Source organism: Streptomyces sp. MAR4 CNX-425 (assembly GCF_048656465.1).
GTDB lineage: Bacteria > Actinomycetota > Actinomycetes > Streptomycetales > Streptomycetaceae > Streptomyces.
Genome location: NZ_JBMDLF010000007.1, coordinates 371,044 through 387,494, shown reverse-complemented (window position 1 = coordinate 387,494; position 16,451 = coordinate 371,044). Strand labels below are relative to the sequence as shown.

Annotated in this window: 11 protein-coding genes; all 11 read left to right on the top strand. The window is 76.0% G+C overall.

What is annotated here, in order from left to right; translation table 11 throughout:
* The first annotated feature begins 43 nt into the window (after positions 1-43).
* On the top strand, positions 44-1,015 hold the full coding sequence (locus tag ACHZ99_RS21800) for a glutamate ABC transporter substrate-binding protein (RefSeq protein WP_420306403.1): 972 nt from the start codon (positions 44-46) through the stop codon (positions 1,013-1,015).
* Between the two features lie 93 nt (positions 1,016-1,108).
* Complete coding sequence (locus tag ACHZ99_RS21795) at positions 1,109-2,422, top strand: hypothetical protein (RefSeq protein WP_420306402.1); 1,314 nt, start codon at positions 1,109-1,111, stop codon at positions 2,420-2,422.
* Positions 2,423-2,450: 28 nt separating this feature from the next.
* A complete protein-coding gene (locus tag ACHZ99_RS21790) occupies positions 2,451-5,063 on the top strand; it encodes a tetratricopeptide repeat protein (protein WP_420306354.1) in 2,613 nt (870 codons plus the stop codon).
* Positions 5,064-5,074: 11 nt separating this feature from the next.
* Positions 5,075-6,460 carry a protein phosphatase 2C domain-containing protein gene (locus tag ACHZ99_RS21785; RefSeq protein WP_420306353.1) on the top strand — a complete coding sequence of 462 codons (1,386 nt, stop codon included), beginning with the start codon at positions 5,075-5,077 and terminating at the stop codon, positions 6,458-6,460.
* A 122-nt stretch (positions 6,461-6,582) separates the two neighbouring features.
* Positions 6,583-7,938, top strand: coding sequence for a vWA domain-containing protein (locus ACHZ99_RS21780; protein ID WP_420306352.1), 1,356 nt, complete (start codon positions 6,583-6,585; stop codon positions 7,936-7,938).
* A 28-nt stretch (positions 7,939-7,966) separates the two neighbouring features.
* The gene (locus ACHZ99_RS21775; RefSeq protein WP_420306351.1) at positions 7,967-8,986 is read left to right on the top strand and encodes an FHA domain-containing protein; all 1,020 of its coding nucleotides are present in this window, start codon (positions 7,967-7,969) and stop codon (positions 8,984-8,986) included.
* A gap of 319 nt (positions 8,987-9,305) precedes the next feature.
* Positions 9,306-10,031 carry an ABC transporter ATP-binding protein gene (locus ACHZ99_RS21770; RefSeq protein ID WP_420306350.1) on the top strand — a complete coding sequence of 242 codons (726 nt, stop codon included), beginning with the start codon at positions 9,306-9,308 and terminating at the stop codon, positions 10,029-10,031.
* Entirely contained in the window at positions 10,028-11,095 is a 1,068-nt protein-coding gene (locus ACHZ99_RS21765; RefSeq protein WP_420306349.1) for an ABC transporter permease, read from the top strand. Before ACHZ99_RS21770 ends, ACHZ99_RS21765 begins: the two co-directional genes overlap by 4 nt.
* Positions 11,096-11,227: 132 nt before the next feature.
* Positions 11,228-12,376: an epoxide hydrolase family protein gene (locus tag ACHZ99_RS21760; protein WP_420306348.1), complete on the top strand. Its 1,149-nt coding sequence runs from the start codon at positions 11,228-11,230 to the stop codon at positions 12,374-12,376.
* Positions 12,377-12,463: 87 nt separating this feature from the next.
* Positions 12,464-12,868 (top strand): globin, encoded by a 405-nt coding sequence (locus ACHZ99_RS21755; protein WP_420306347.1) that lies wholly within the window; start codon positions 12,464-12,466, stop codon positions 12,866-12,868.
* 133 nt (positions 12,869-13,001) lie between these two features.
* On the top strand, positions 13,002-16,433 hold the full coding sequence (locus ACHZ99_RS21750; RefSeq protein ID WP_420306346.1) for an FtsX-like permease family protein: 3,432 nt from the start codon (positions 13,002-13,004) through the stop codon (positions 16,431-16,433).
* Positions 16,434-16,451: the final 18 nt, after the last annotated feature.

Sequence of the window (16,451 nt, the reverse complement as noted above, 5' to 3'; positions counted from 1 at the left end):
GACAGCGGGAGCACCGAAGACACGGCGGACGAGGCGGCGGAGCCTGCGCGGCTGGGGCGGCGTGGCCGGGACGGCGGCGGCCGTCGCCCTGACCGCCGCCCTGCTGCCCGGCCTCGCCGGCGACGACCGGCAGGACCCGCGGGCGGACGACCGCGCCGCCGGCGGTGCGGTCGCGGCTCAGCCGGCGAAGGCGGCCAAGGCGGACCAGGAGGAGTGCGAGACGCCGGAGGCGAGCCTGCGGCCGTCCGCGACCGCCTCGGGCGACGGCGTCCAGCGGATCAGGGACCGGGAGCCCCAGCGCCTGATCGTGGGCGTCGACCAGAACAGCTTTCAGTGGGGCTACCGCAACCCGCTCACCGGCAAGCTGGAGGGCTTCGACATCGACCTGGCCCGGGCCATCGCCGGGGAGATCCTCGGCGACGAGAGCAAGGTCGTCTTCCGCTCCATCCCCACCAGCGAGCGCATCCCGGCGCTGGAGGACAAGCGGGTGGACATGGTGGTGCGCACGATGACCATCAACTGCGAGCGCATCGAGCAGGTGGCGTTCTCCACCGAGTACTTCACCGGGGACCAGGCGGTGCTCGCGCCCGAGGGCTCGGACATCACCGGCTTCGACGAGAGCCTGGACGGCAAGCGCGTCTGCACCGCCGAGGGCTCCACGGGCCAGGGCGCCCTGGAGGAGGGCGGCTACGGCGCGGACGTCAAGCTGGCGCCGAACCAGCTCGACTGCCTGGTGCGGGTACAGCTCGGTAAGGCCGACGCGGTCGTCACCGACAACGCGCTGGCGGCCGGCCAGGCCGCGCAGGACCCGTCGATGAAGCTGGTCGGCACCCTGAACCGCCCCGAGCCCTACGGTGTGGCGATGAACATCGACGACCACGACCTGGTGCGCAGGGTCAACAAGCTGCTGGAGGACTACCGCAAGGACGGGCGCTGGCAGGACGCGTACCAGGAGTGGCTGGCCGACGACATGCCGGGCATCGACGGTCCGCCGGCCCCGAAGTACAAGGACTGAGCGGACGCGGGCAGAGACAGGCGACAACAGAAGTCAACGGGCAGAGCACGGCAGCACGGAGGGAAACAGATGCCGCTCCCGCCACGGGGTTCGATGGACCGCGAGGAGGTCGATCGTGCGCTTGCGCGTCTGGGAGCCGAGCACGAGGCGGTCGAGACCTCGCTGCTCGCACTCCAGGACCACGCGGGACGCCGGCTGCTGGAGGGCGCCGAGCTGTCCGGTACGACCAAGGAGCGCTGGGCCGCCGCCGAGCAGGCGATCTCGCTGCTGTGGGCGCACTTCGACGCGTACACCGGCGCGCTGGCCACGGCCCGCGAGATCCGCGCCCGCCGGCGCTCCCCCGGCGCCGCGGAGCTGGCCGAGCTGACGGCGCTGCTGCGCGACCACGGCGTGACCATCGCGCCCGGCGCCGCCCAGGCGTCCCCCGGGGCCGCCGGCGGCTATCCGGCGTCGCTGACGGGCGGCCCGGCCCGGCTGGCGGAGTCGCTGAAGCTGGACGAGCTGGTGGAGCGGATGAACCGGTGGTACGCGGAGGTGATCGACGTCGTCGCGGCGGCGGACTCCGTGTGGTCGGCGCTGCCCGCGCGCATCGACCTGCTCGCCGCCGAGCTCCAGCGCACCCGGTCGCTGGCCCAGTCCGTCGGCGTCCGCCCCGGGGAGCACCCGGCGGGCGACGACCTGGAGCGGATCACCGCGGAGCTGTCCTCGCTGCGCGACGAGGTGGTCCGCGACCCGCTGGCGTTCTGGTCCCGGCCCGCGGGGCGCAGCCGCGGCGCGGCGCCCGGCGGCGGCACGCCGGACACGGCGCGCTACGACGCGGCGGCCCGCGGCCTGGAGGACGTGCGCCGGGAGATCGACGCCGTGCTGCACGTGCGGCAGGACGCGGAGGAGCGGCTGATCCGGGTACGGGACGTGCTGTCGCGCGCGGACCGTACGCTGGGCGAGGCCCGCCGGGCGCGCGGGGAGGTGCTGGCGAAGATCGCGGCGTCCGAGGTCCCGGCGGTCAGCGGCCCGCCGACCGCGTTGAACGAGCAGCTGGCCAACGCGGTCGACTTCCGCCGGCGGGCCCAGTGGCACCGGCTGTCGCCGCTGCTGGAGAGCCTGGAGCAGCGGGCCGAGGAGGAGTTGCTGCGGGCGCGGGAGTCGCTGACCGCGGTGACCGCGCCGCTGGCCGTCCGCGCGGAGCTGCGCGGCCGGCTGGACGCGTACAAGGCGAAGGCGGCCCGGCACGGCTTCGCCGAGGACCGCATCCTGGTGGAGCGGTACGACGCGGCGCGCCGGCTGCTGTGGTCGGCGCCCTGCGACCTGATCGCGGCGGAGCAGGCGGTGCTGCGCTATCAGCGGGCCACGGCGGAGGTGCTGGCGGGCCCGGTCGACCGCCCCGGAGGCCCCGGAGGCACGGCGTGAGGCTGGACGGAACGGAGTTGGGGGAGTCATGAGCAACGCGCAGGCATGTCAGCGGCCGGGCTGCGGGGGCACGTACGAGGACGTCGGCGGCGGCGAGCTGTACTGCGACACCTGCGGCCTCGCCCCCGTCGTCTCGCCGGACGGCGTCGTCGGCTCGGCGCCCACCGGGGTCACCGGGCACCGTCGCGGCAGCCGGGGCAGCTCGTCGAGCGGCTCCAGTGCGTCGGGCCGGTCGGGCAGCACGTCCCGGAGCAGTTCGCGGGCGTCGCGCCGGTCGGTCTCCGGGCGGCTGTCGCGCGCGCTGACGGGCGAGTCGACGGGGCGTTCCGTCTCGGTCAAGAGCTCCCGCACGTCCGCGGTCGCCTCCCGCGGCAGGCTGGGCGCGGGCCTGGTGTCGGTGCCGGAGGTGCCGCGGCCCGACCCGCGCACGGCGGTGCTGGAGAACCCCGAGGTGCCCGAGCGCAAGCGGTACTGCAGCCGGAGCGACTGCGGCGCGCCGGTGGGCCGTTCGCGGAGCGGGCGGCCGGGGCGTACGGAGGGCTTCTGCACCAAGTGCGGCCAGCCGTATTCCTTCGTGCCGAAGTTGCAGGAGGGCGACATCGTCCACGGGCAGTACCAGGTCGCCGGCTGCCTCGCGCACGGCGGCCTGGGCTGGATCTACCTGGCGATCGACCGGGCGGTCGCCGACCGCTGGGTGGTCCTGAAGGGCCTGCTGAACACCGGCGACGAGGACGCCATCGCCGCCGCCGTCTCCGAGCGCCGCTTCCTCGCGGAGATCGAGCACGCGGGCATCGTGCGCATCTACAACTTCGTCGAGCACCTCGACCAGCGCACCGGCAGCCTCGACGGCTACATCGTCATGGAGTACGTCGGCGGCAAGTCGATGAAGGAGATCGCCAACGAGCGGCGGACGCCGGACGGCAAGCGCGACCCGCTGCCGGTCGAGGTGGCGTGCGCGTACGGGATCGAGGCGCTGGAGGCGCTCGGGCACCTGCACAGCCGCAACCTGCTGTACTGCGACTTCAAGGTCGACAACGCCATCCAGCAGGGCGACCAGCTCAAGCTGATCGACATGGGCGCGGTGCGCCGCATGGACGACGAGGAGTCGGCGATCTTCGGGACCGTCGGCTACCAGGCGCCGGAGGTCGCCGACGTCGGCCCGTCCGTCGCCTCCGACCTGTACACGGTGGCCCGCACGCTGGCCGTGCTGACCTTCGACTTCCAGGGCTACACCAACGTCTTCGTCGACAGCCTGCCCGACCCCGACTCGATCGACGTCTTCCACCGGTACGAGTCCTTCTACCGCCTGCTGGTCCGCGCCACCGACCCCGACCCGGCCCGCCGGTTCGCCTCGGCCGCGGAGATGTCCGAGCAGCTGACGGGCGTGCTGCGGGAGGTCGTGGCGCTGCAGACGGGCAAGCCGCAGCCGGCGCTGTCCACCCTCTTCGGGCCGGAGCTGCGGGTGGTGGACACCGAGCTGTTCCCGCCGGCGACCGGCGAGACGTCGCAGCTCGGCGCCCGGGCGGTCGGCAAGCGCGCACGCGCGGCGCGGGCCGCGGCCGGGAACGGCGCCCCGGCGCTGCCGCCCGCGCAGGGCGTACCGGCGCAGCTGCCGCCCGGCGGCCCGGGAATGGGCACGCAGGTGGCGCTGCCCGCGCAGATCGCCGACACGCTGCCGCTGGACTCCCCCGCGGCGGCGCTGGCGCTGCCGGTGCCGCGGGTGAACCCGAACGACCCCAACGCCGGCTTCCTCGCCGGTCTGATGGCCTCCGCGCCGGCGGAGCTGACCGCCGCGCTGGCCAACGCGCCGACCGACTCCGTCGAGCTGCAACTGCGCCGGGTGCGCGCCCTCCTGGAGCTGGGCGACCTGGCGGCGACCGGCTCGGCGCTCAGCGAGCTGGGCGAGCAGCACCCCGACGACTGGCGGATCGTCTGGTACCGCGGGCTCCAGGCGCTGGCCACCCGCGACTTCGAGACCGCGGCGCTGTCGTTCGACGCGATCTACGACGCCTTCCCCGGCGAGCCGGCGCCGAAGCTGGCGCTGGGCATCTGCGCCGAGGTGCTGGGCCAGCTGGACAACGCCACCGAGTACTACCGGCTGGTGTGGACGTCCGACCCGGCCTACGTCAGCGCCGCGTTCGGACTCGCCCGGGTGCGGCTCGCCGCCGCCGACCGGCCCGGCGCGGTACGGGCGCTGGAGTCCGTACCGGAGGCGTCCATCCACTACACCGCCGCGCGGGTGGCCGCGATCAGAGCCCGGCTGCGGCAGCGGGCCCCGCAGGAGCCGCTGCTCAACGACCTCCAGGCGGCCGGGGCGCAGGTCGAGCGGCTACAGGACGTGGGCCTGGACTCGGGCCGCCGGGCGAAGCTGTCCACCGAGGTCCTGGGCAGTGCGCTGGACTGGGTGCTGACCGGCAGCACCGGGGCCGGTGCGGGTACGGCCGGGCCGGGCGGCCCGGGCGCGCCCGCCGGCCCGTACGGTGGGCAGCAGCCGCTGCTGGGCTGCGCGCTGGACGAGAACGGACTGCGGCTCGGTCTGGAAAACTCCTTCCGGGTGCTGGCCCGGCTCGCGCAGCACGGTCACGAGCGGATCGACATGGTCGAACGGGCCAACCGCTACCGGCCGAAGACCTGGGTATGAGAGGAAAGCCCATGGCGAACACACCTCCCGTATCCCAACTGAGCGCGTGCCCCTCGTGCGAGGAGCCGCTGGAGGCGGGTGACCTGTTCTGCGGGGCGTGCGGCGCGGATCTCGCCGCGCCCGCGCCCGCCCCGGCGGCGGCGGAGCCCGCGGCCGGGTCGAACGGCGCCGGTCCCGCGGCGGCCCCGGCGGGTACGCCGCCGGGCGCTCCGGCGGGGACGCCGCCCGTGCCCGGGGAGCCGGCGGCCGGGCCGGACGGCCCCTCGGCGGCGCAGCGCACCGGCAGCTACCGCATCGCGGGCCCCGGGGACGTACCGCAGGGGGCCGGCGACAGCGGCGAGTTCCTGCTCGACGCGCCCGAGGAGGACCCCGAGCACTACCGCATCGCCGAGCCGGCCGCGCCGCAGGGCGCCGACCCGCGGGCGGCCCTCGGCACGGCCGCCGGGGCGGCCGACCCGGCGCAGTCTGCCGGGGCCGCCGGGCCGGTGCCGGCCGGGCGGCGCTGCATCGCGTGCCGTACGGGCGCGATCGACACCGACGGCTACTGCGAACGCTGCGGCCACGCACAGCCGCGCGAGCGCGACCACATGGAGCAGGAGGCCGAGGGCGTCGCCGCGGTCACCGACCGGGGCCTGCGCCACCACCGCAACGAGGACTTCTTCGCCATCGCCGGGGCGGCCCTGCCCAACGGCGCCCCCGCGACCGTCGCCGTCGTCTGCGACGGCGTGTCCTCCGCCAGCCGCCCGGACGAGGCGTCCGCCGCCGCCAGCGGCGCCGCGGGCACGGCGCTCAAGGGCACGCTGGGCCGCGGGCTGCACCCGCAGCAGGCGATGCACGAGGCGCTGCTCGCCGCGGCCGGTGCGGTGAACGAACTGGCCGCGCAGCACTCGCCACTCAGCCACCAGAACGCCCCCGCCTGCACGATCGTCAGCGCGGTGATCGCCGGCGGCATCCTGACCGTCGGCTGGGTCGGCGACTCGCGCGCGTACTGGGTGCCGGACGACCGCGCCGCGCCCGCCGCCCGGCTCACCGAGGACGACTCGTGGGCGGCGCAGATGGTCGCCGCCGGGCTGATGAACGAGGCCGACGCGTACGCCGACGAGCGCGCGCACGCGATCACCGGCTGGCTCGGCGCGGACGCGCACGAACTCGACCCGCACACGGCGTCCTTCAAGCCGGACGGGCCGGGCGTGGTGATCGTGTGCACCGACGGCCTGTGGAACTACGCCGAGGCGGCGGCCGAGCTGGCCGCCGCGGTGCCGGCCGACGCCGCGGCCCGGCCGCTGCACGCGGCCCAGGTGCTCGTCGGTCACGCGCTGGACGGCGGCGGCCACGACAACGTAACAGTGGCGGTACTCCCGTTCCCCGGCCCGGCGGGCGGGGCAGGCCCTTCGTGATGGAAGGGGGGCGCGGGGTGGCCTGATCCGCCATGGGGGGCGGCGCAAGGAACGTGTTCAGCCTCTCTTGCCCGATGAATTGTCTACATAGATTCTCATCACCATCAGTGGGAGGGGACGAGATGGCCAACTTCTCGAAGTCGAACGCGCCGGAGTTCTCGGTCGAGGTCTACCAGAACGAGTACCTGCCCGAGGGCGGCCGGGAAGTGAGCGCGATCGTGACCGTCGCCTCGACCGGCGGCGGCACGACCGGCGGCATGCCGTTGCCCGCCGCCGCCCCGGCGGGCGCCGGGTCCGCCGCCGGCGGCGCGGACGCGGGCGTGGTGATCATGGTCGACTGCTCGGGCTCGATGGACTATCCCCCCACCAAGATGCGCAACGCCCGCGACGCCACCTCCGCCGCGATCGAGACGGTACGCGACGGCGTCGCGTTCGCCGTCGTCGCCGGCACCCACGTGGCGCGCGAGGTCTACCCCGGCGGCGGCCGGCTCGCGGTCGCCGACGCCACGACCCGTACCGAGGCCAAGGAGGCGCTGCGCAAGCTGAGCGCCGGCGGCGGCACCGCCATCGGCACCTGGCTGCGGCTCGCGGACAAGCTCCTCGGCTCCGCCGACGTGGCGATCCGGCACGGGATCCTGCTCACCGACGGCCGCAACGAGCACGAGTCGCCGGAGGACCTGCGCGCCTCCCTCGACGCCTGCGCCGGCCGCTTCACCTGCGACGCCCGCGGCGTCGGCACGGACTGGGAGGTCAAGGAGGTCACCGGCATCGCCTCGGCGCTCCTCGGCACCGCCGACATCGTCGCCGACCCGGCCGGGCTGGCCGCGGACTTCACGCAGATGATGGAGACCGCGATGGGCAAGGAGGTCGCGGACGTGGCCCTGCGGCTGTGGACCCCGCAGGGCTCGGCGATCAAGTTCGTCAAGCAGGTCGCGCCCACGGTCGAGGAGCTGACCGAGCGGCGTACGGAGGCGGGCCCGCGGGCCGGCGACTACCCGACCGGCTCGTGGGGCGACGAGTCCCGCGACTACCACGTCTGCGTGGAGGTGCCCCCGGCCTCGGTCGGCCAGGAGATGCTCGCGGCCCGGGTTTCGCTGATCCTGCCGCAGCCCGACGGCAGCGCGCAGACGCTGTCGCAGGGGCTCATCCGGGCGGTGTGGACGGACGACATGGCGGCCTCGACCCGGATCAACCCGCAGGTCGCGCACTACACCGGGCAGGCCGAGCTGGCCCACGTCATCCAGGAGGGGCTGGAGGACCGCAAGGCCGGCGACATGGACGGCGCCACGGCCAAGCTGGGCCGCGCCGTCCAGCTGGCGAACGACTCCGGCAACGAGGACACCGCAAAGCTACTGTCGAAGGTGGTGGACGTCGTCGACGCCGCGAGCGGTACTGTGCGTCTGAAGCCCAAGGTCGCGGAGGCCGACGAGATGACGCTGGAGACGCGGTCGACGAAGACGGTCCGCGTCAAGAAGTGACGAGAGCGAGACAGGGGGATCCACCGAGATGGCGACCTGCCCGAACGGTCACCCGTCAGGAGCCGAGGACTGGTGCGAGGTGTGCGGCATCCGCATGCCCGGCGCCGTCCCGCCGCCGGCCGCCCAGGTCCCGCCGCCGGGCCCGGGGGGCTACGGCTACCCGGGTCCCCCGGCCGGCGGGCCGGCCCAGGCCGCCCAGCCCTGCCCGTCGTGCGGCACGCCCCGGGAGGGGCAGGCGCAGTTCTGCGAGGAGTGCCGGTACAACTTCGTCACGCAGAGTGCCCAGCCGTACGTGCCGCCGGCGACGGCGGCCGGCTTCTCGCAGGGCTTCCACCCGCAGCACCCGCAGGGGCTGCAGTACCAGCCGTCGGGCTCCTCCCAGGTCCAGCGCGGCTCCGAGCCGCTCGGCCCGGACACCGGCGCGGCGCAGGCGCCGCCGCCTCCGCCCCCGCCGCCCGGTCCGGGTACGGTGCCGGGGCCGGGCCCGGGCGCGCCTCCGCCGGCGCAGCCGGACCCGCGGGTCGGCGGCGGCGACTTCGTGATCACCCCGCCCAGCTCGGCGCAGCCACCGCCGCAGCCGCCTCCGCAGCAGGGGCAGCAGCAGGGGCAGCACTTCCCCGGGCAGGGGCCGCCGCAGCAGCCGGTGGGCTGGGTCGCGGTCGTGGCGCCGGACCGGGAGTACTTCACTGCGATGATGACCCGCAGCGGACCCGAGGCGCAGGGGCTGAACCTCCCGGCGTACTCGCCGGAGCAGAAGGTGCCGCTGGTCGGCCCGCAGATCGCGATCGGCCGCAAGCGGCAGTCGACCGGCGAGGTCCCGGACATCGACCTCGCCCGCCCGCCGGAGGACCCGGGCGTCTCGCACAAGCACGCGGTGCTCGTCGAGCAGCCGGAGGGCGGCTGGGCGGTCGTCGACCAGAACAGCACCAACGGCACGACGGTCAACGGCGCGGCCGACCCGATCCAGCCCTTCGTCCCGGTGCCGCTCCGGGAGGGCGACCGGGTGCACGTGGGGGCGTGGACGACGATCCGCATCGAGCGCGGCTAGCGGCCCGCCCGTACGACCCGCACCACCCGGTACGACCCGCACCACCCCGCACCACCCGGCCGCCCCGGCGCTGAAACGTTCCGGAACCGGCCGGCCGAGGCGATGCCGTACGGACCCCATCCCGTACGCCACCGCCGCCCCCGGCGCCGTACGCCCTCGTACGCCCTTGAAGACGAGGCGTCAGCGCCCCACGGCCACCCCCGAGGCTGAGCCGGACGCCGCCGACGCGGTGTCACCCGAAGCGGCGGTTCCCGCCCGGGCCGCGCTGCCGGCACCCCACCCCTGCCGAAGCGACCGCTCCGGAGCTAGGGTCGCCCCCATGACCGCCGCGATCTCCGTCCACGACCTGCGCAAGCGCTACGGCGACGTACCCGCGGTCGACGGCGTCAGCTTCGAGGTCCGCGCCGGCGAGTTCTTCGGCCTGCTGGGCCCGAACGGCGCCGGAAAGACCACCACCCTGGAGATGGTCGAGGGCCTGCGCCGCCCCGACGAGGGCCGCGCGCTGCTGCTCGGCGAGCCGTCCTGGCCGCGCAACCCGGGGCTGCTGCGGCGCATGGGCGTCCAGCTCCAGGCGTCGGCGTTCTTCGAGAAGCTGACGGCCCGCGAGCAGATCCTCACCTTCGCCTCCCTCTACGGCGTGAGCGACGAGCGCGCCGACGCGATGCTCGCCGAGGTCGGCCTCACCGAGAAGGCCGGCACCCGCGAGGACAAGCTCTCCGGCGGCCAGGCGCAGCGCCTGTCGATCGCCTGCGCCCTGGTGCACGACCCCGAGCTGGTCTTCCTCGACGAGCCGACCACCGGCCTCGACCCGCAGGCCCGGCGCAACCTGTGGGACCTGCTGCGCGGCATCAACGCCGCGGGCCGCACGGTCGTCCTGACCACGCACTACATGGACGAGGCGGAGGTGCTCTGCGACCGGGTGGCGGTGATGGACGCCGGCCGCATCCTGCGCATCGGGCCGCCCGCCGAGCTGGCCGCGCAGCTGGAGGTGGACTCGCTGGAGGACGTGTTCCTCCAGCTGACCGGGCGGGAGTACCGCGAGTGAAGCCGTTCGTCAGCCTGTCGAAGGCCATGGCGCTGGGGCTGCTCCGCGACCGCGCGTCGGTGTTCTTCATCCTGATCTTCCCGCTGATGTTCCTCGCCCTCTTCGGCGCCCTGTTCAAGGACGCGGGCGTCTCCCGCGCCACGGTGGTGCAGGTCGGCGCCGTCGAGGTCTTCGACGACATGCCCGCGAAGCAGCGCGCGGACCTCGACGAGGTCCTGGAGATCGAGAAGACCCGCGACCGTGCGGAGGCGCTGACGAAGGTACGCGACGGGGACGCCGACGCCGCCGTGTGGGAGGAGCCCGGCGGCCGGGTCCAGATGCGCGTCTCGGCCGCCGACCCGGTGCAGGCGGGCAACGTCGGCGGCCTCCTGCGGTCCGTCGTGGACCGCGCCAGCATCGCGGCGACCGGGCAGCCGCCCGCGTACACGCTGACCGGCGGCCAGGTCGAGGACGAGTCGATCCAGGCCATCCAGTACTTCACCCCCGGCCTGCTGGGCTGGGCGGTGGCGATGGGCGGGGTGTTCAGCGCCGCGCTCGGGCTGGTCAACTGGCGCAAGAAGCGCATCCTGCGGCGCCTGTGGCTGGCCCCGGTGCGCGCCGGCCCGGTGATCTCCGCCCGCCTCGGCGTCAGCATGCTGCTGGCCTTCTGCCAGACCGCCATCTTCCTGCTGGTGGCCACCCTCCCGTACTACGGCCTGAAGCTGACCGGGAGCTGGTGGCTGGTGATCCCGCTGGTCGCCTGCGGCAGCGTGGCATTCATGTCGATCGGCTTCGCGATCGGCGCGTGGGCGAAGACCGAGGACGCCGCCAACGGCCTCGCCCAGATCGCGGTGCTGCCGATGGCCTTCCTGTCCGGCTCGTTCTTCCCCCTCGACGGGGCGCCGCCGTGGGTGCGGTCGATCTCCGAGGCGCTGCCGCTGAAGCACCTGGTGCAGGCGATGCAGGACGTGCTGACCCGCGGCGGCGGCTGGTCGGACGCGCTGCCGGCGATGGGCGTGATGCTGCTGACGGCGGCGGTGTTCACGGCCCTGGCCCACCGCCTGTTCCGCTGGGACGCGACGTAAGGGGCGGACCGGCGTCCCGGCTTGAGTGCCTGTACTCAGGACCGGCGCGGCGCAGGTGGCCAACACGCGGGCCCGGCCGTCCCACCCCGGGCGGGGCGTCGTGCCGTGGACGCGGCGGGTGAGAATGCCCGGATGCGTGCGTTCACGATCACTACGTCCGACGAGGCTCTGGCCGATCTGCGCGAGCGGCTCGCGCGCACCCGGTTTCGCGACGACCTGCCGGGCGAGGACTGGGACCGGGGAACGCCGCAGCCGTGGTTGCGGCGGCTCGTCGGGCACTGGCTGCACCGCTACGACTGGCGCCGCACCGAGGCCGAGCTGAACGCCCTGCCGCAGGTCGCCGGCGAGTTCGCGGGGCTGCGGGTGCACGCCTTCGTGGTGCGTTCGCCGCACGAGGGCGCCACGCCGCTGCTGCTGTGTCACGGCTGGCCCGGCTCGGTGGTGGAGTTCCTCGACTGCCTGCCCGCGCTGACCGACCCGGTCGCGCACGGCGGCCGGGCCGAGGACGCCTTCGACGTGGTGCTGCCGTCGATGCCGGGCTTCGGGCTGTCCGGGCCGACCACCGCGCCGGGCGCCGGCGTCCCGGCGATCGCGGAGGCGTTCGCGGCGCTCATGGAGGCGCTCGGGCACCGCCGCTATCTCGCCCAGGGCGGGGACTGGGGTGCCTTCGTCATACGTCAGTTGGGCCTGGCCCACCCCGGCCGGCTGCTCGGCGCCCACATCAACTTTCCCTGGGCGGTGCCCCCGCCCGGTCTGGACGACCCACTCGCCGAGGCGACCCCGGCGGAGCGCGAGGCGCTGCGGCACCACGCCCGCGTCCACGGCGCCGACAACGGCTACTACCTCCAGCAGGCCACCCGGCCGCACAGCGTCGGCCCGGCGCTGGAGGACTCCCCGGCCGGGCTGGCGGCCTGGCTGCTGGAGAAGTTCCACACCTGGTCGGACACCCGCGAGGGCCTGCCGTTCACGCTCGACCGGCTGCTGGACAACGTCATGCTCTACTGGCTCACCGGCACCGCCACCTCCGCCGCCCGGCTGTACGCGGAGTCGGAGGCGTACGGCTCCGACCCGGCCGTGTGGGACCGCCGGGTGGAGGTGCCCACCGGCATCGCGCTCTACCCGTACGAGAAGACCCGGTCGCCGCGCCGCTGGAGCGAGCGCCAGTGGAACGTGGTGCACTGGGCCGAGCAGCCGCGCGGCGGCCACTTCGCGGCCTTCGAGCAGCCCGGCCTGTTCACCGCCGACCTGCGGGACTTCGCCCGGAAGCTGCGGCCGCGCTGACGGCGGCGCCTCCCGCCCCCGCCCGCCGGCGGGGTCCGGGTCCTACGACTTCCGTCCTCCGCCGGGCGGGATGAGACCATGGAGGCGATGACAGAGATTCCAGTGGGACCGCCGCCGCCAGGGACGTTCTACGAGCAGGTGGGCGGCGAGGACACGTTCCGGCGCCTCGTCCGCCGGTTCTACGAGGGCGTGGCGGAGGATCCGCTGCTGCGCCCGATGTACCCCGAGGAGGACCTCGGGCCGGCGGAGGAGCGGCTGACGCTGTTCCTCATCCAGTACTGGGGCGGTCCGCGCACGTACAGCGACCAGCGCGGCCACCCGCGGCTGCGGATGCGGCACGCGCCGTTCGCCGTGGACCGCGCGGCGCACGACGCCTGGCTGCGCCACATGCGCGCGGCGGTGGACGAGCTGAAGCTGCCCGCGGCGCAGGAGAAGCAGCTCTGGGACTACCTCGTGTACGCCGCCGCCTCGATGGTGAACACCCCCGGCTGACCGCCCGGTTCCGGCCCGCGGGCGGTTTCCGGCGGGCCGGTCACGATCAGGTCAAATCCCCCTCCGCTCGCTACCGCGTGCGAATGCACTCTGACAGCATCCGGAAAGATCGACGGTGGTGTCAGGGGGTTGGGTGACGGGGTTCGTTCTGCTGCGGGCGCGCGCCCACCGGCTGCTCCTCGCCGCCGCCCTGCTGGCCGTCGTCCTCACCACCGCCGTGCTCGCCACGCTCGCCGCCTTCTCCGGCACCGTCGGCGACGCCGCGCTGCGGCGCACGCTGGCGGGGGACGCGGCGGCCGACGCGGCCCTGACCCTCGAAGCGCCGTATCTGACGGGCGCGGACCGTGCGGCGGCGGGCAGGGCGGTCGAGGCCGGCGCGCGGGACGCGTTCGCGGGGATGCCCGTACGGGTGCAGAGCCTGGACCGCTCCGGGCCGTACGAGCTGCCGCGCCGGCTGCAACCGCCGGCGGCGCGGGCCGGGGAGGACCCGGACCTGACGCATCTGGGGGCGCTGGAGCGGTCGGAGGTGACGCTGGCGGCGGGGCGCTGGCCGGAGGCCGCCGAACGGGCAGGCGCTGAGCGGGCGGGGGGCGCCGTGCAGGTCGCCGTGCCGCAGGTCGCCGCCGACCGGCTCGGCCTCGCCCCCGGCGACGGCCTCACCCTCGCCGGCCGCTCCGACGGCGACCGCCCGCTCCCCGTCGCGGTCACCGGCGTCTACCGCCCCCGCGACCAGGAAGCCCCCTACTGGCTCGCCGACGAACTCCGCGGCAAGGGCGTGGAGAAGGGCGGCTACACCACCTACGGCCCCCTGCTCGCCGACCCCGGCTCCTTCGCCTCCGGCCGCGTCGCGCAGGCCGCCGGCGCCTGGGTGCTGCGCGGCGACTTCGACGGGATGACGGCCGGCCGCGCCGACGAACTCCGCGCCTCCGTGAAGAAGGCCGCCGGCGCCCTCGCCGGCGCACCCGTCTTCGACGGCCGCGCCGTGGCCACCACCCGGCTCCCGCAGCTCCTCGACGGCACCGAACGCGCCCTGCTCGTCAGCCGGTCGACGCTCCTGATCGTCGCCCTCCAGCTGGTGCTGCTCGCGGCGTACGCGCTGATGCTCGTCGCCCGGCTGCTCGGCGCGGAGCGCCGCGGCGAGACGGACCTGCTGCGCGCCCGCGGCGGCTCGCGCCGCCGCATCGGCGCGCTGACCGCCGCCGAGTCGATGCTCCTCGCGCTGCCCGCCGCGATCGCCGCGCCGCTGCTCGCCGGGCCGCTGATCCGGCTGCTGTCCGCGCGGGGCCCGCTGGCGCGGGCCGGGCTCAGCCCGGACTCCGCGGCGGGCGACGGCACGTGGCTGGTCGCCGCGGGCTGCGCGCTGGGGTGTGCGGCGGCGGTGGTGGCGCCGACGCTGCTGCGCGGGGGCGGCGACGGGGTGCTCGCCCCGGGCCGTACGGTACGGGCCGGGCCGCTGCCGGCGCCGCTGCGGGCGGGCGCCGACGGGGCGCTGCTGGTGGTGGCGGCGGTGGCGTACTGGCAGCTGGACCGGCAGACCTCCGGCAGCGGCGCCCTCAGCGGCGACCGCTCCGGCACCCTCGGCGTCGACCCGGTGCTGGTCGCCGCGCCGGCGCTGGCGCTGCTGGCCGGCACCGTGCTGACGCTGCGCCTCCTGCCGCCCGTCGCCCGCCTCGCGGAGCGCCGCGCGGCGGCGGGGCGCGGGCTGCCCTCGGCGCTGGCCGGCTGGCAGCTGAGCCGCCGCCCGCTGCGGGGCGCGGGGCCGGTGCTGCTGCTGGTGCTGGCGGTGGCGATCGGGATGCTGGCGCTGGCGCAGGGCGCGTCGTGGGAGCGTTCGCAGCGCGACCAGGCGGACTTCCACGCGGGCACGGACGTACGGGTCCTGGCCAGCCGGATCCCCGAGCTGGGGCAGGGCGGCACGATGGACCGCGTCCCGGGCGTCGACGCCGCCGCCCCGGCGGCGCGGTGGGGCATGAGCCTGTCGGGCGGCGCGTCGGCGGAGGTGCTGGCCCTGGACACGGCCCGGGCGGCGGACGGCCTGCGGCTGCGGGACGACCTGGCGGACGGGACGGGCGGCGCGGAGCTGCTGCGGGGCCTGGCGCCGCCGGAGAACGGGACGCCGGACGCGCCGGGCGCGGGCGGCCCGGGCGGGGAGCGCGCCGCCGGGCCCGGCGGGCTGGAGCTGCCCGGGACGCCCGGGGAACTGCGGGTCGTGGCGCGGCTCGCCACGGACGGCGACGCCCGCGGCGGTGCGGCGGTGACCGCCCTTGTCGAGGACCGGTACGGGGCCGCGTACGAGCTGCCCGCCGGGGACCTCCCCGCGGACGGCCGTACCCGCACCCTCGTCGCGGACATCGCCGCCGCGGCCGGCGCCCCCGACGGCCGGCCCGCCGGGCCGCTGCGCCTCACCGGGCTCCGGCTCGTCCACCCGCAGCCGGCGAAGGGCGGGGTGCGGCGGCTCGACGTCGAGCGGATCGAGGTCGCGAAGCCCCTCGGCGGCGACGGCGAAGCGGGGGCGGACCGGGCCCGCGAGGTCCCCGTACCCGACCGGTTCACCTGGCACGGCGAAGCGGCCTCCGAGCCCGAGGCGCTGCCCGAGGAGTCGTCCCCGGGGCTGGTCGAACGGCCCCGGGCCACCGGCCGGTCCGCGCTCTCCCTCCGCTACGACACCGGCGACCAGGCGTTCGACCCCTGGACCGGCCCGCCGCTGGTGACCGTCGAGGTCGCCGCCCCCAGCGGCCCGGTCCCGCCGCTGACCGCCCTCGCCACCGACGAACTGCTGCGCGCCACGAACGCCGGGGTCGGCGACACCCTGAGCGTCCCCGTGCCCGGCGGCAGCCTGTCCGTGAAGGTCACCGGCTCGCTCGCCGGGCTGCCGACCACCGGGCCGGGCTCCCCCGCCGCCCCCGCCGAGTCCGCGCGCGCGGAGTTCGGCGGCGCGCTGCTGCTCGACCTGCGCGCCGCCAACCACACGCTGGCCCAGCGCGGCCTGGCCTCGCTGCTGCCCACCGAATGGTGGCTGACGACCGCGCCGGGCCGTACGGACGCCGCCGTCACCGCACTGCGCGGCCGCGCCGACACCGACCCCGCCGACGTCCTCGTACGCGACGAACTCGCCGCCGAACTCGGCGGCGACCCCCTCGGCGCCGGGCCGCAGGCCGCGCTCGCCGCCACCGCCGTCGCGGCGGCGGTGCTGGCGGCGCTCGGCTTCGCCGTCAGCGCGGCGGCGTCCGTGCGCGCACGCACGCGGGAGTTCGCCGTGCTCCGCGCCCTGGGCGCCCCGCAGCGGCAGCTGGCCCGCACGTTCGCCGCCGAACAGGGGGTGCTGATCGGGCTCGCGCTGGCGGCCGGGGCGCTGCTCGGCTGGGCGCTGGCGCGCGCCGTCATCCCGCTGATCACCCTCACCGGACGGGCGGCGCGGCCGGTGCCGCCGGTGGTGGTGGAGCTGCCGGCGGGGCCGGTGCTGGGGCTGCTGGCGGCGGTGGCGGCGGTTCCCGTCCTGGTCACCGTGCTCGTCGCGGTGCGCCGCGGCGACCCGGCGACGGCACTGCGCCTGGGAGGCGAGTGAGATGGCCCCCGCGCCCGC